Genomic DNA, 14,032 nt, shown 5'->3' on the forward strand with positions numbered 1-14,032 from the left:
TAAAAACATTTGTTAAATTAGCCGTATATTTTTAACATCAAAAGTAAGCAATTTTAATAAGAATCTTATTATGCAGAATATCCAAGATTTAAAGGAAAAGATTTTTTTTGAATCCATGAATATCATTGATAATCTGGACAAAATAAGTCATATAGACGAATTACTTTCTAAGCAAGATCTTGTGGATGAGCTTGCTAACAGGATTTCTTTTTTGAAACTGCTGGAAAAAAATATTGAATACTTCGTAGCAGACAATCAGGTGCAGAACCCGGACAGCCAGTATGTCTCTTTTGCTTCAGGAGAAACAGAACATCATGATGCAAACGAAGTGACCGAAGAGGAAGCTATTTTCAATAATGAACTGAACGAAATTGATGAGAATGAAATTTTCTCAGACGGATCTGAAGAAGAAGCGGTTTTTAATAATCAGCTGAATGAAATTGTAGAAAACGAATTTCATGAAAATATCGTAAGTTTTGTAGAAGAAAGTTACACTGAAAATACTGAGGAACAGGCTTCTGATCATAAAATACAGGAAGAAGCGGTATTTAATAATCAATTGAATGAAATTGATGAAACAGAAATATCAGCAGAGCAAAGAGCCGTCCTGAACTTTGTAGATGAAGATAAAATTCTTGCAGATTCCACACCGGATTCAGATGAAGATCTTAATGAAGATCTGTATTACCATGAAGTAACAGAAGAAGAAGCGATTTTCAATAATCAGCTTAATGAAATAGAAGATGAAGAGAAAATTTCTGAACAGGAATCGGAAAAAGAAGTTGATTCTGCGATCGTAAATGATGCCAAAACATCAGTTACAGAGACAATTCCAAGTATTTTTGACAGTGAAACGCTGGAAGATGAAATACTGATCGAAGAAAGTGAAGAGCAGTTTGTGGCTTCAAATGTTTCGATAGAGCAGGGAGAGATGGCTACAGAAACTTCCAATGTTGAAAATATTCTGAGTGAGATAAAAAATGATCATTCAGCAGAAGAAACAAAAGAAGAAAGCATCCTTGCTGAAGTTTATGACCGGAGAAAAATTGTTGAAATTGACAAACCTGTTCGCGAAGAAACAGATAAAAATCCTTCCGATGAGAGCTTCGAAAATTTAGAAGAATACCATCGTGAGAAAAAAATAAAATTAGCCAATATCAAAGGAATGAAGGCTGTTCAGTCGCTTTTTGATGACGACCATCTGGAAAGAGACCTTCCTAAAGAAGAAAAACCGGCTCCGGCTGTGAAGGAAGACACGGGAAGTATCCTGAAATCCAATATTCCAACCAACTTCATGGAAGCAGACAAGCTGAAACCTGAATTTAAGCTTGATCTTAATGACAGGCTTGCCTTCACGAAGATGCTTTTTGAAGGAAGCCAGGCAGATCTGAATGATACGGTATACCAGCTGAATCAGTTCAGAACACTGGATGAAGCCAAAGAATATCTGAGCGATCTGTACTACGAAAGAAAATGGAATAAAGTGGATGAATATGCCCAGAGGCTTTGGATATTGGTGGAAAATAAATTCTTATAATTTTGAGCGGAATCCTATATTTTGTTCCCACACCTGTCGGGAACCTTGAAGATATGACCTTCAGGGCGGTAAACGTCCTGAAAGAAGTTGATTATATTTTATGTGAAGACACCAGAACTTCCGGTGTGCTTTTAAAACATTTTGAGATCTCCAAGCCTTTAAAATCTTATCATTTGCATAATGAGCATCAGGCAACGGAAAAAGTGATTGCAGACCTTAAAAACGGCCAGAATATCGCTATTGTTACCGATGCGGGGACTCCAGGTATTTCAGATCCCGGATATCTGCTGGCAAAAGCGGGTGCAGACAACAATATTGAAATGATCTGCCTTCCCGGAGCTACTGCTTTGATTCCTGCCCTTGTAGTTTCAGGACTGCCTAATAATGAATTTCTATTCGCGGGATTTCTACCTCAGAAAAAAGGAAGACAAACCAAACTGAAGCAGCTTGCTGAGGAAAAAAAGACCATTGTTCTTTACGAAAGTCCCCATAAGATCAACACCACTCTGGAGCAGATTAAGGAGTTCTTTGGAGAAGAAACCAAAGTAAGCTTAAGCCGTGAGATTTCCAAGAAATTTGAAGAAACCAAACGTGGGACGATCAATGAATTAATTGAGTTTTCCAAAAGTAAAACTTTAAAAGGAGAGATTGTTCTTATTGTCAATAATTCTATTTAATTTTCCTTGAAAAAATTAGTTTTTATATTATGTTCTGTAGTCTGTACAGCACAGACTAATCAATATATGAAGGTGATCCTGTCGAAAAAAACAGGAAAGGAGGTCCGTTCTTATTCTGAAGGATACGGAACAGCCTACGATCCCGGATCTAAAAAACAAGGTATTATTGATTCTTTGGGCAATATTACATTTGAATCTCCCGGGAGAAGTGTTTTTCACATTTTCAAAAACCGGTTTATCCTGGATTCTGAAGAAGGAAGCAGCCGGAAATCAGCAGTTATTGATGAAAAAGGAAATGAGATTATTCCGTTAGACCATCAGGAATTTAATACACCCTGGTGGAGCAGGGAGCGGATTATTTCATCAAAGCAGAGCACAGAAGCCGTCTTTGATTTTAACGGAAATCAAATTATTCCTTATTCAGAAAAGATCCGTTTTTCAGGAAAGAACAGATTTTTGTTTTAAAAGATAAAAAGTGGTTCCTGTATGATCTTGATGGAAAGCAGCTCAGCACCAGGGAATTTAAAGAAGATTACAATTTTGAAGAAGATAAAGCACTTATCATTAATGAAGATGGTCAAAGCGAAATCATTGGAAGTAATGGCCAGACCTTACATACATTTTCTCAACAGGTGATCAGCATCAGTGCTTATCCCTATCTGATTACCAGAAATAAAAGTACAGGCAAATATGGTTTGATCGATACAAACGGAATTACCATTGCCGAAGAAATTTTTAATGATATCACTCCTGAATATTTCGGAAGAAGGGAATATGTCTATTTCGGTAAAAACGGCAAAACAACTGTTTTCAGTAAGAAAGACAGGAAGCTGTATACCCTGGCTTATCAATATCTGAATCCTTTACCGGATAAATATTTCAGTACTTATAACGATAAAACAAAGAAATATGGTGTTGTAGACCTTGAGGGAAAGGTTATTTTTCCTCAGGAATATGATTTCATAAGAAGCTTTACCATTTCCGGAAAAGACTTTATTTACCTTAAAAAAGGAAATGAAGAGAAATTTCTCGATAATGATCTTAAGAATATTATAGAAGAAGGGTTTCAGGTTTTTGGCTTTTATCCTGACGATCTCATTATTGGAAAAGACAATACATATTACAGCTTTTCAGTGGCCGGAAAAAGGTTGAAAGAATTAAAAAACATCAGCTGGATAAAGAATGAGGATGTTGAATATTTTAATCCCCTTAACCAGTACTCCAAACCTTTGGTTTGCAGGAATAATGATAATTTTTATGGCATTCTGGATGGGAAAGGAACAGAAATTGTACCCTTTGTTTACGAAGATATCATAACTTTCGGGAATGCTGAAAATGAAATTGTAGTGAAAAAAGCAGGAAAGTTCGGAGTTTCCAATTTCCAGAATGAGCCTCTGAAAGAAATTGTGTATGATAAATATTTCTGGCAGAAAGAGGTACTGAGGCTGGATCAAAACAAAAAAAGTGATTTTATTTATTTCACCAGATTTAAAAATAATTCTGACCAACTATAATTAAAATATCAAATAATCATCAAAAAAAGATGAGTATTTTAACAATTTAAATGGGTTGAATAACAATTTATAATATCTTTGCAAACCGTTTAATTCCGGAAAGGAATTGTAGAAACTACAAGAGTCAGCTGTCACAAGCTGAATGAGTTATAAAGAAAATAATTGTCAATAGATATGAAAATATTAGAAGGAAAAGTAGCACTAATTACCGGAGCTACAAGAGGAATCGGTAAAGGTATCGCTGAAATGTTTGCTCAGCAGGGGGCAAAAGTAGCATTTACCTACGCCGGCTCTGTAGACAAAGCAAAAGAATTAGAAGCAGCTTTAAGTTCTGTAACCCAAATTAAAGGATATCAGTCTGACGCATCAGATTATGATGCTGCTCAGAAATTGGTGGATGAAGTAATGGCAGAGTTCGGGCAGATTGATATTTTGGTAAACAATGCAGGGATTACAAAAGATAACCTGTTATTGAGAATGTCCAAAGAAGATTGGGATAAAGTAATCAAAGTAAATTTAGATTCAGTTTTCAACCTTACAAAAGCGGTAATCAAGCCAATGATGAAAGCAAGATCAGGATCTATCATCAATATGACTTCTGTAGTAGGAGTGAAAGGAAATGCCGGACAGGCCAATTATGCTGCTTCTAAAGCAGGGGTAATAGGGTTTACAAAATCAGTAGCATTGGAATTAGGATCTAGAAATATCAGATGTAATGCTATTGCTCCTGGATTTATTGAAACGGAAATGACGGCAGTTCTGGATGAAAAAACAGTTCAGGGATGGAGAGAAGAAATTCCGATGAAGAGAGGAGGGCAGCCTGCAGATATCGCGAATGCATGTGTATTCCTGGGCAGCGAAATGTCGGCATACATTACCGGACAGACATTAAACGTTGACGGTGGAATGTTAACCTAGAAAATGAAAAAGTACAGAATATAGTAGTATTCTTGTCAGTTTTACTATTCATCGGTCTGACGTACATTAGTTTTTTTAATGTATATCAGACCGATGATTATTTCTGGTCCTATACTACCAGAAAGTTTGGATTGCTGCAAAGCTTTATAGACACCTATACACAATGGGGCGGAAGATATTTCGGATATTCCATTAATATGTTTAATCCTGTCTTTTATGACAGCAATAATATTGTCCCCAAAATATATCCTGTCTTTTTGGTCCTCTCTTTCATTGGAGTTTCAATATTAAACTTTAAAGAGTATTTCAACTATTCTCTAAGGGAGTCCGTTAAAAAAGGATTTCTTTTGTTTTTCTTTTATACAGTGCTTCTGGTAAGCTTACCGGAACATTATTTCTGGATTACAGGGGCTAATGTTTATTTCGTTCCTGTTATTTTATCGGGGATTTTACTTTATTTTTTCAAAAAATATGAGGATACAGACAGGAAGATATGGTTTTATCTTTCAGCCTTGCTGATCATTATTCTGATGGGATCTAATGAGATTCTGGCATTGATTCTTGAAGGACTTTTATTAGTGGCCTGTTACCAGAAACGCAATAAAGAAAGCTTGACTTTGGCACTGCTGGGAACCGTATTTCTGCTTGTGTGCTTTCTTGCACCCGGAAATTTCAACAGAATGGGCGAAGTGGAAAATGGAATTGTTAAATGGCTGAAAAGAGCCGCTCTTTTCGGGGCGGATACTGCATATGTAGTATTTAAGGTTATTCTTATACTTCCATTATTTATAAAGGTTTTTGAAGAAGAGCTTAAAAAGATTGCTGGTAAGGTTACATATAGGAAAGCTGTTTTATTCTGGTCAGTCTCATTGATTCCTTTGTTATTTACAAGCTATATTCTCACCTCTGTTGCAAGACAGTTCGAAAGCATACTTTTTTATTTTCTGCTTACTTTTTCATTGTTATTATATTTTAAATGGGAAAAGATTAAAAAATTCTGGTGGCTTTCCCTTCTCATTGTTTTCCTTCCGGAGCTCAAAATTTTCCCCGCAAAATATTCTTACTTTAATATTGATTTTAATAATGAAAATATAATAATGGAAGTTCTGGATACAGATCTGAAAGAATATGAAAGAGAAATGAACCAAAGAACAAATACCATCAGAAACTCTCCTAAAGACTCAGTTGTGGTGGATAAGATAAAAGAGGTTCCGAGAGTTTTATATATGGATGAAATGGCTTCTGTAAAAGAACAGGAGACTTACGTAAATGATCAGCTTCAGAAGTATTTCAATAAAAAATACATCAGAACAAAAGAATAAAGGCTTTAGAATTATTATCTAAAGCCTTTGTTTATTAATCTTTAAAAACTTGGTTCTCCTGTTCCTGAACCCTTATAAAAGTAGTCCGTTTGGAAAGCTCTTTCAGTTTTGAAGCTCCTACATAGGTACATGTAGACCGGACGCCTCCTAAAATATCCTTTACCGTTTCAGAAACTGGACCCTTATAAGCAACTTTCACTGTTTTTCCTTCAGAAGCACGGTATTCTGCCACACCTCCGGAATGCTTATCCATTGCTGTTTTCGAGCTCATTCCATAGAAAAGGCGGTATTTTTTACCGTTTTCTTCAATCATTTCTCCACCGCTTTCATCGTGCCCGGCAAACATTCCGCCCAGCATTACGAAATCTGCACCGCCACCGAAGGCTTTTGCAACATCACCGGGAACTTTGCAACCTCCGTCGGCAATGATATGTCCTCCTAAGCCGTGGGCAGCATCAGCACATTCAATAATTGCGGAAAGCTGAGGATATCCCACTCCGGTTTTTACTCTGGTAGTACATACGGACCCCGGGCCAATACCTACTTTTATGATATCTGCTCCTACCAGAAGAAGCTCTTCCACCATTTCTCCGGTAACCACATTTCCTGCGATAATAATTTTATCCGGAAAATTAGCCCTTGCTTTCTTCACAAATTCAACGAAATGCTCAGAATACCCATTGGCTACATCTATACAGAGAAACTCAATTTTTGGATGCTTTTCGAGGATCAGCCTTATTTTTTCTTCATCTGCCTTTCCTGTTCCTGTACTTAAGGCAATATATTGGTGAATACTTTCAGGCTGACTGTTGAGAAACTCGCTCCATTCCTCAGGAGTATAATGTTTATGAATCGCCGTAATAATTTTTTCTTTGGCCAGTTCTACTGCCATTTCAAAAGTCCCTACCGTATCCATATTAGCAGCAATTACCGGAACTCCTGTCCATTTTTTCTTGGTATGCTTAAAGGTAAATTCTCTTTGGAGATCAACTTCCGAACGGGATTTTAAAGTAGAACGCTTAGGGCGGAACATTACATCCTTGAACCCCAGTTTTATGTCATATTCTATACGCATTTTGTAATTATTTGTCAGAATAAAGGTAGTGAATAATATGAAATAGTGTATTTTTGAAATAATGGATTTTCCTGTAACATTTCATATTTTCGGCAAAACAATCCTTGCGCATCCGCTTTTTGAGGCTGCCGGGATGTTTTTAGGCATGAGATATTATTTTTATCTGAAACGTAAGTCAAAGGAAAAACTTTCTTTCAATACTTCTGCCGCGGTTTTAATAGGCGCTACTGCCGGAGCTTTAATAGGTTCCAAGCTGATCGGTAATCTTGAAAATCCTTATGCATTATTTGAAAATTTTTCTGTCAGAAAGTTCTGGTCAAACAATACCATTGCAGGAGGGTTGGCTTTTGGCTTATTGGGTGTAGAGCTGGCAAAAAAGATAGTACATCATAAAGAAAGTACGGGAGATCTTATTGTTTTTCCACTGATGCTGGCCATGATTATAGGCAGAATAGGGTGTTTTCTTACCGGTATTGGTGAAGAAACATATGGTATTCCTACTGATTCTGTTTTTGGAATGCATTTGGGAGACCAATATCTCAGGCATCCTGTTGCTTTGTATGAAATAGCCTTTTTAATCTTTCTCTGGATAGGATTAAAGTATATTCAAAATCGTAAGAAATACCCTTCCGGCTTTATTTTTCAGCTGTTTATGCTCAGCTATTTTACATTCAGATTCTTTTTAGATTTTATAAAACCAAGGGTAGAAATCGTAGAAAATATGGGTACCATTCAAATAGTCTGTATCTGTGTAATTATTTACTACATTTATAAAATCAAAAATACCAGGTCTTTATATTTAAAAGAGTCAAAATGAAAACATTAACTATTTTAGAAGGCAATCTCAATCTGGCTGGAGTAGTGGTAGTGATTGTTGGTGCTATTATTTTGGTTGCACTGGTTCTTTCCCTTATTGTCACAGTTATCACTAAACTTATTTACGAAAGAAAGGGAGACCGGAAATTCACCAAAAAACAATTTATCCAGACCATGCTTATATCCCTTCTGATCTGTGGACTAATCAGCGGTTATATCTGCGGAAGACTTTAAAAAATTTGCTATGCCAGTAAGAAATTATACCTATTACGATTATACCATCAGCCTTTGCCCGGAATGCCTTAAAAGGGTAGGAGCCAAAATCATTATTGAGGATGAAGCTGTTTTTATGACCAAACGATGTCCGGATCATGGTTTTTTTAAAATAAAAATAGCTTCTGATGTACATTATTATAAAAATATAAGAAACTATAATAAAGCCTCTGAAATGCCTCTTCATTTCGGAACCGATGTGGAATATGGCTGTCCTTATGATTACGGACTATGTGTAGATCATGAACAGCATAGCTGTCTTTCTATTGTAGAAGTTACAGATCGCTGTAATCTGACCTGTCCGACCTGTTATGCGATGTCCTCACCTCACTATGGAAGTCACAGAAGCCTGGAAGAAATTGAGGCTATGTTTGATGTTATCGTAAAAAATGAAGGAGAGCCGGATGTAGTGCAGATCAGTGAAGGAGAGCCCACCATTCATCCGGAGTTTTTCAAAATTATGGATATTGCCAAGTCAAAACCAATCAAACATCTGATGCTGAATACGAACGGAATCAGAATAGCCAATGATCCGGGATTTGCTGAACAATTGGCAACATACGCTCCTGAGTTTGAGATATACCTTCAGTTTGATTCATTTAAACCTGAAGTTCTGGAAGATTTCAGAGGGAAGGATCTTACGGCAGTCAGAATGAAAGCACTGGAAAAACTCAATGAGCTTAATCTTTCTACCACATTGGTGATTGTCCTTCAAAAAGGTAAAAATATTGATGAAATAGGAAAAATTATAGAGTTTGCCCTGAAACAGAAATGTGTAAGAGGAATTACCTTCCAGCCTGTTGAAATTGCCGGAAGAAACCGGGAAGATTCTGCCCATGAAAAAATTACCTTAACTGAGGTAAGGCAGGAAATTATCGATCAGTTTCCGTTATTAAATCCTGATGATATTATCCCTGTTCCCTGTAACCCGGATGCCCTGGCAATGGGATATATCTTAAAACTTCAGGGTGAAACTATTCCGCTAACCCGATACATCAATCCGGCCGATCTTCTGAATAATGAATCAAGGAATACCATTGTTTACGAACAGGATAAGGGATTGCATATGCAGCTGCTGGATATATTCAGTACCGGGATTTCCGTAGATAAAGTCCAGCCTAAAGTTAATCAGTTACTGTGCTGTCTGCCAGAAGTGTGTGCTCCGGATCTTGATTATGATAACCTTTTCAGAATAATTATCATGAACTTTATGGATGCGCATGATTTTGATGTAAGGGCAGTGAAAAAATCATGCGTACATATTGTCAATAAAGACCTGAAGTTAATCCCTTTTGAAACGATGAACCTTTTTTACAGGGATGAGAAAAAGGCTTATCTGGAAGAGCTCAGAAAAGAAGATAAAGTATTATTTTAACAGTATAAAAACAAAGCGTGAAATCTGATTTCACGCTTTTATTATCTCTTCGTTATTTTACTTCTTTTACATCTTCAAAAGTCATCACCTCTTCCAGCGTTTTCATGTATTCGTATGCTGTAAGGTCAAACTTTACCGGGACAATCGAAATATATCCGTTAGCCAATGCTGTTTCGTCAGCATCCTCAGAATCATCCATATTGTTGAAATATCCGGTCAGCCAGTAATATTTTTTACCATGAGGATTGATTCTCTCGTCAAAGCTTTCTTCCCATTTGGCATGCGCCTGTTTACATACTTTTACACCTTTTATTTCTTCGGCCGGAAGTTTAGGAATATTGACGTTCAGTACAATTCCTCTGGGCATTGGGTTTTCCAGAGTTCTTCTTACGATATTCTGAATAAATTCTTTAGCCTGGGTAAAATCTGCTTCCCAGCTGAAATCAAGTAATGAAAATCCGATAGCAGGAATACCTTCCACACCTGCTTCTACTGCAGCCGACATGGTTCCTGAATAGATGACATTGATAGAAGAGTTTGCCCCGTGATTGATTCCTGAAACAACAATATCAGGTCTTCTTTTCAGAATTTTATCAAGAGCCATTTTTACACAGTCTACAGGAGTTCCGCTGCACGAAAAATCAGTTTGAGGGCCATCCAGGGTAACTTCTTCGTAGCTTAAGGTAGAATTAATGGTAATAGCGTGGCCTTTTCCACTTTGAGGAGAATTGGGTGCTACAACAACTACTTCTCCGATTTCATTCATAAAATTTACAAGATTTCTGATACCGGGAGCTGTAATTCCATCATCATTAGTAACCAGAATAAGTGGTCTTTCCATAAATTATCTTTAATTTTTTTTATTCAAATAATAGTGTGAGTCTGTTCATTTTAAGAATGGAACAGATAGATTTTCAACACATCAAATGTAGGTAAAAATAAGACGCGATAAAACAGCAGATGCAGTATTGATTTCTTTAAAATCAAAATTGAGTTTCACCTGTTTTAATCATAAAATAAGGTTGGAAACCGGATTATTAGAAAATACAATGTTCAGAAAAGTAAAATGAAATAAATATTTTGAAAAGAAAGAATCTTTTGTGACCGGTGTCATTATTCATCAGTTTATCTTAAAAATTTACAGATGCTTTTCCAGCAGGAATCTGAAATTCTGAGGAAAAACACCTGTAATGACTGATGTTTTTGTTAAGTGATTTGAAAAAGAATTAATCAAGTGGTTTTCTGCCGGAAATAATGTTATAAAGAATAACAACAATGGCAATAACCAGTAAGACATGAATTAAATAGCCGGTACTCATACCCGGAACTATTCCTAACATTCCTAAAAGCCAAACGAAGATGCAGATAACTGCGACTAACCATAGTAAACTTTTCATAACTTAATATTTTGAATTTGTATACATCAATACCATCATATTTTATGCCTTAATGGTTGAAAACAGATTTTTGTGGTACCTGTTTTGCGATTTTTAATGAAAAAAATTGGGAAAAAACATCGTAAAAAGAAATAAAATAATCTGGTTTTGGATTGAAACTGCCTGACAGCAGGAAACGGCTAACACTGTTTTGATTATTTGCAAATCTCTTTAAATAAAAATGACCAAAACTGTCGATATTTGTAAATAAGGTATTAAATTTGATCATTTGTAACAGTACCAAACTTACTGCTACTAATTATTATACTTATTTTAAAAAAATTAATAAATAAAGACAGTTTATGTGGAAAAATTTCAAACTGAATAAATTTTTACTCCTGATTCCATTAACCAGTCTAATGTTTTGTTTCAACTCGCCAAAGAATGACGATGAAAAGATGCAGACAATAATGGTGAGCGTAAAAAATACACTTTCTTATCTGCATTATAGCCCAAAAACTATCAATGATGCCTATTCGAAGGACGTTTATAAGCATTATTTCGAATTGGTAGACCCGGCAAAAAGATATTTCCTGCAATCTGATATGGACGAATTCAGCAAGCATGAAACAAAGCTTGATGATTATATAGGACAAGGTGATCTGACATTCTATAAACTTACCATTGACAGATTATACCAGAGAGTGGATGAAATCGATAAAATCACACAGGATATCTTCAGTAAACCAATCAATCTTCAGGAAGATGAAACCCTTACCCTTGAGCCAAAACTAAAAAAAGTACCTGCCAACAAACAGGAACAGTATAACGAGTGGAAAAAATTCATCAAATACAATATCCTTCAGGAAGTTGAATCGATGAACAGTAAGGAAGAAGCTCAGAAAGAAAAGAAAGATTCTGTTCAGAAATTCAAACTGAAAGACACCATCAAACTGAAGGTGCTTACTCAGGAGGAAAAGATCAAAAAAGCTACAGATGAAGTAAAAGATCTTGTAAAAGATACCTTTACCAGATTCAAAAAGAGAAAAAAAATGGATTGGTTTACGGTGTATATGAATGCATATACAGAAGTATTTGATCCACATACCAACTACTATTCTCCAAAAGATAAAGAAGACTTTGATACCCAGTTTACCGGAAAAGTAATCGGTATCGGGGCATTGATTCAGGAGAAAAAAGGAAACCTTTACCTGGGAGCTCTTACTATTGGTGCACCGGCATGGAAGTCTAAACAGCTTTCAGAAGGTGATAAAATCCTGAAAGTAAGATCCAAACCGAAGGAAGATGCGGTAAATGTTGTAGGAATGCTTTCTGATGAGGCAGTAAGGCTGATCAGAGGTGAAAAAGGAACGCCGGTAACCTTAACGGTTCAGAAAAAAGACGGTACCATTAAAGATGTAACCATGATTCGTGAAGAGGTTGCTATTGAGGATACTTTTGCAAGAAGCATCGTTGTTAATGCTCCAAACGGTAAGAAATATGGTTTCATCAACCTTCCAAGCTTTAATGCGGATTTTGAAAATGCAAAAGGAAGAAATGCTTCTGATGACATTAAGAATGAGATTGTTAAGCTTAAAGCCCAGAATATTGAAGGAATCATTCTCGATCTTAGAAATAACGGTGGAGGATCTTTAACTGAAGTAGGAGATATTATGGGCCTTTTCATGGAAGCAGGACCTTATGTTCAGGTGAAAGACGGAAACGGAAAAATACAGACGCTTAAAAATAAAAATGAAACGCCTATCTGGACTGGTCCGCTGGTAATCATGCAAAATGAACTTTCTGCATCCGCTTCAGAAATTCTTGCGGGAGTAATGCAGGATTATGGAAGAGCAATGATCATCGGGTCTCCTCAGTCTTTCGGAAAAGGAACCGTACAGACTTTTGTTGATCTGAACAGATTCCTGAATACAGAAGATGATTTCGGATCCTTAAAACTGACTATCCAGAAATTCTACAGGATTACAGGAGAATCTACCCAGAGAAAAGGGATTGTATCCGATATCCAGATGAAAGACTTCTTTACCTATGCTGAGGTAGGAGAGCGATATGATGATTATGCATTGGCATGGGATAAAATTTCCCCTACAAAATTCCAGAAACTGAACTATTTCAATATTCAGGCCCTGGAAAAAGCAAGTGCTGACAGAATGGCTAAAAACAGCAATTATCAGTTGTTGTTAGAATCTGCCCAGTGGAGAGAAAAGCTGGATAAAGAAGAAAACATTACGCTGAATATAACGAAGTTCAACGAACTGATGAAGAACAGAAAATCTCAGATCGAAAAGTTCAAGGCATTGACAAAATTTGAGAACGGACTTCAGTTTATCATGTATCCAAGTGAAATTGAAAGAGAGAAAAAAGATGAAGCTTTCAAGAAAAAATCTGAAATGTGGATTAAGAATCTGAAAAAGGATCTTTACCTGCAGGAAGCAATGAATATTGTATCAGATATGGGAGCTAAATCCTAACCATAAAAAAACCGCTAATCAAAAAGGTTAGCGGTTTTTTTATTGAAGTAAATTATTTAATTTCTACACATCCTACTCTTCCTCCTGCATTTCCTGTAGGCTGAGTATGGAAGTCATCTGCTGCTGCATGTACAATAAGACCTTTTCCGATAATGTTTTTAGACTCATCTGTACAGCCCAGACACCATTTGTCTGTTTTGAAAGTCAATGTTGCAGTCCCGTTCTGGTCAGCAACCAGGTTTCCAATATCTCCCATATGGAAATGTTCAGCTCCCCATTTACCATGATCATTCTTGGAGGGATTCCAGTGTCCGCCTGTAGAAGTTCCGTCTGCTGCAGAGCAGTCTCCTTTTTCATGGATGTGTACGGCATGGATTCCGGGAGTAAGATTGGTGACATCCAGCTTCATGGTTACCTCACTTCCGTTTTGGGTAAACTTCGCTGTTCCTCCTGTCTGTGTTCCGCTTTTGGCATTTATAGAGTACGTTTTTGTAGTTCCGCATGATGCTGCTAAAAATGCACACCCTGCCAGTAATGCTAATGTTTGTACTTTCATTTTTAAATGATTTAAAGTGATTTTACTATAAAAATAAAAAAGATTTTCCAATGCGCTTTATGATTCCGGTCTTTTTTCAAAAGATACTGCGTATTACGGCT

General features: G+C 36.4%; 14 protein-coding genes. 10 read left to right on the plus strand and 4 right to left on the minus strand.

The features are described from left to right. Window positions 1–70: 70 nt before the first annotated feature. The 6 genes from ACE3RB_RS15505 (at window position 71) to ACE3RB_RS15530 (ending at window position 5,968) form a co-directional block, all read left to right on the plus strand. Window positions 71–1,537, plus strand: a complete 1,467-nt coding sequence (locus ACE3RB_RS15505) for a hypothetical protein (RefSeq protein ID WP_374465030.1) — start codon at window positions 71–73, stop codon at window positions 1,535–1,537. A 2-nt stretch (window positions 1,538–1,539) separates the two neighbouring features. Continuing rightward, window positions 1,540–2,214: a 16S rRNA (cytidine(1402)-2'-O)-methyltransferase gene (gene rsmI / locus ACE3RB_RS15510; protein ID WP_002982053.1), complete on the plus strand. Its 675-nt coding sequence runs from the start codon at window positions 1,540–1,542 to the stop codon at window positions 2,212–2,214. 6 nt (window positions 2,215–2,220) lie between these two features. Beyond that, window positions 2,221–2,679 carry a hypothetical protein gene (locus ACE3RB_RS15515; RefSeq protein ID WP_374465031.1) on the plus strand — a complete coding sequence of 153 codons (459 nt, stop codon included), beginning with the start codon at window positions 2,221–2,223 and terminating at the stop codon, window positions 2,677–2,679. A 167-nt stretch (window positions 2,680–2,846) separates the two neighbouring features. After that, window positions 2,847–3,728 carry a WG repeat-containing protein gene (locus ACE3RB_RS15520; RefSeq protein WP_374465032.1) on the plus strand — a complete coding sequence of 294 codons (882 nt, stop codon included), beginning with the start codon at window positions 2,847–2,849 and terminating at the stop codon, window positions 3,726–3,728. Window positions 3,729–3,902: 174 nt separating this feature from the next. Further along, the gene (fabG, locus tag ACE3RB_RS15525) at window positions 3,903–4,646 is read left to right on the plus strand and encodes a 3-oxoacyl-[acyl-carrier-protein] reductase (protein WP_374465033.1); all 744 of its coding nucleotides are present in this window, start codon (window positions 3,903–3,905) and stop codon (window positions 4,644–4,646) included. 20 nt (window positions 4,647–4,666) lie between these two features. Next, the gene (locus tag ACE3RB_RS15530; RefSeq protein WP_374465062.1) at window positions 4,667–5,968 is read left to right on the plus strand and encodes a DUF6056 family protein; all 1,302 of its coding nucleotides are present in this window, start codon (window positions 4,667–4,669) and stop codon (window positions 5,966–5,968) included. 34 nt (window positions 5,969–6,002) lie between these two features. On the opposite strand, the gene ACE3RB_RS15535 is transcribed toward ACE3RB_RS15530, so the two are convergent. Further along, window positions 6,003–7,043 (minus strand): GMP reductase, encoded by a 1,041-nt coding sequence (locus ACE3RB_RS15535; RefSeq protein WP_374465034.1) that lies wholly within the window; start codon window positions 7,041–7,043, stop codon window positions 6,003–6,005. A gap of 61 nt (window positions 7,044–7,104) precedes the next feature. Between ACE3RB_RS15535 and ACE3RB_RS15540 the strand changes: the two genes are divergently transcribed. The 3 genes from ACE3RB_RS15540 to ACE3RB_RS15550 are packed head-to-tail and all read left to right on the plus strand — an operon-like array spanning window position 7,105 to window position 9,507. Beyond that, window positions 7,105–7,860, plus strand: a complete 756-nt coding sequence (locus tag ACE3RB_RS15540; RefSeq protein WP_374465035.1) for a prolipoprotein diacylglyceryl transferase — start codon at window positions 7,105–7,107, stop codon at window positions 7,858–7,860. Beyond that, a complete protein-coding gene (locus ACE3RB_RS15545; protein ID WP_374465036.1) occupies window positions 7,857–8,093 on the plus strand; it encodes a hypothetical protein in 237 nt (78 codons plus the stop codon). Before ACE3RB_RS15540 ends, ACE3RB_RS15545 begins: the two co-directional genes overlap by 4 nt. Before the next feature lie 10 nt (window positions 8,094–8,103). Further along, window positions 8,104–9,507, plus strand: a complete 1,404-nt coding sequence (locus tag ACE3RB_RS15550) for a radical SAM protein (RefSeq protein ID WP_374465037.1) — start codon at window positions 8,104–8,106, stop codon at window positions 9,505–9,507. Window positions 9,508–9,559: 52 nt separating this feature from the next. On the opposite strand, the gene surE is transcribed toward ACE3RB_RS15550, so the two are convergent. After that, the gene (gene surE, locus ACE3RB_RS15555; RefSeq protein ID WP_374465038.1) at window positions 9,560–10,348 is read right to left on the minus strand and encodes a 5'/3'-nucleotidase SurE; all 789 of its coding nucleotides are present in this window, start codon (window positions 10,346–10,348) and stop codon (window positions 9,560–9,562) included. 385 nt (window positions 10,349–10,733) lie between these two features. Then, window positions 10,734–10,904 (minus strand): lmo0937 family membrane protein, encoded by a 171-nt coding sequence (locus ACE3RB_RS15560; RefSeq protein ID WP_374465039.1) that lies wholly within the window; start codon window positions 10,902–10,904, stop codon window positions 10,734–10,736. A gap of 341 nt (window positions 10,905–11,245) precedes the next feature. On the opposite strand from ACE3RB_RS15560, the gene ACE3RB_RS15565 reads away from it, so the two are divergent. Then, complete coding sequence (locus ACE3RB_RS15565; RefSeq protein WP_374465040.1) at window positions 11,246–13,375, plus strand: carboxy terminal-processing peptidase; 2,130 nt, start codon at window positions 11,246–11,248, stop codon at window positions 13,373–13,375. A 52-nt stretch (window positions 13,376–13,427) separates the two neighbouring features. Here the strand turns inward: ACE3RB_RS15565 and ACE3RB_RS15570 are convergent, their stop codons facing one another. Then, window positions 13,428–13,931, minus strand: coding sequence for a superoxide dismutase family protein (locus ACE3RB_RS15570; RefSeq protein ID WP_374465041.1), 504 nt, complete (start codon window positions 13,929–13,931; stop codon window positions 13,428–13,430). Window positions 13,932–14,032 lie beyond the last annotated feature (101 nt).

This window comes from Chryseobacterium sp. (assembly GCF_041914225.1).
Taxonomy (GTDB): Bacteria; Bacteroidota; Bacteroidia; order Flavobacteriales; family Weeksellaceae; genus Chryseobacterium.

Bases quoted from the DNA above. Each gene is read 5' to 3' on its own strand.
- ACE3RB_RS15570 (WP_374465041.1), bottom strand. From the start codon at position 13,931: ATGAAAGTACAAACATTAGCATTACTGGCAGGGTGTGCATTTTTAGCA.
- ACE3RB_RS15540 (WP_374465035.1), top strand. From the start codon at position 7,105: ATGGATTTTCCTGTAACATTTCATATTTTCGGCAAAACAATCCTTGCG.
- ACE3RB_RS15535 (WP_374465034.1), bottom strand. From the start codon at position 7,043: ATGCGTATAGAATATGACATAAAACTGGGGTTCAAGGATGTAATGTTC.
- fabG (WP_374465033.1), top strand. From the start codon at position 3,903: ATGAAAATATTAGAAGGAAAAGTAGCACTAATTACCGGAGCTACAAGA.
- ACE3RB_RS15565 (WP_374465040.1), top strand. From the start codon at position 11,246: ATGTGGAAAAATTTCAAACTGAATAAATTTTTACTCCTGATTCCATTA.
- ACE3RB_RS15505 (WP_374465030.1), top strand. From the start codon at position 71: ATGCAGAATATCCAAGATTTAAAGGAAAAGATTTTTTTTGAATCCATG.
- ACE3RB_RS15560 (WP_374465039.1), bottom strand. From the start codon at position 10,904: ATGAAAAGTTTACTATGGTTAGTCGCAGTTATCTGCATCTTCGTTTGG.
- surE (WP_374465038.1), bottom strand. From the start codon at position 10,348: ATGGAAAGACCACTTATTCTGGTTACTAATGATGATGGAATTACAGCT.
- ACE3RB_RS15550 (WP_374465037.1), top strand. From the start codon at position 8,104: ATGCCAGTAAGAAATTATACCTATTACGATTATACCATCAGCCTTTGC.
- ACE3RB_RS15545 (WP_374465036.1), top strand. From the start codon at position 7,857: ATGAAAACATTAACTATTTTAGAAGGCAATCTCAATCTGGCTGGAGTA.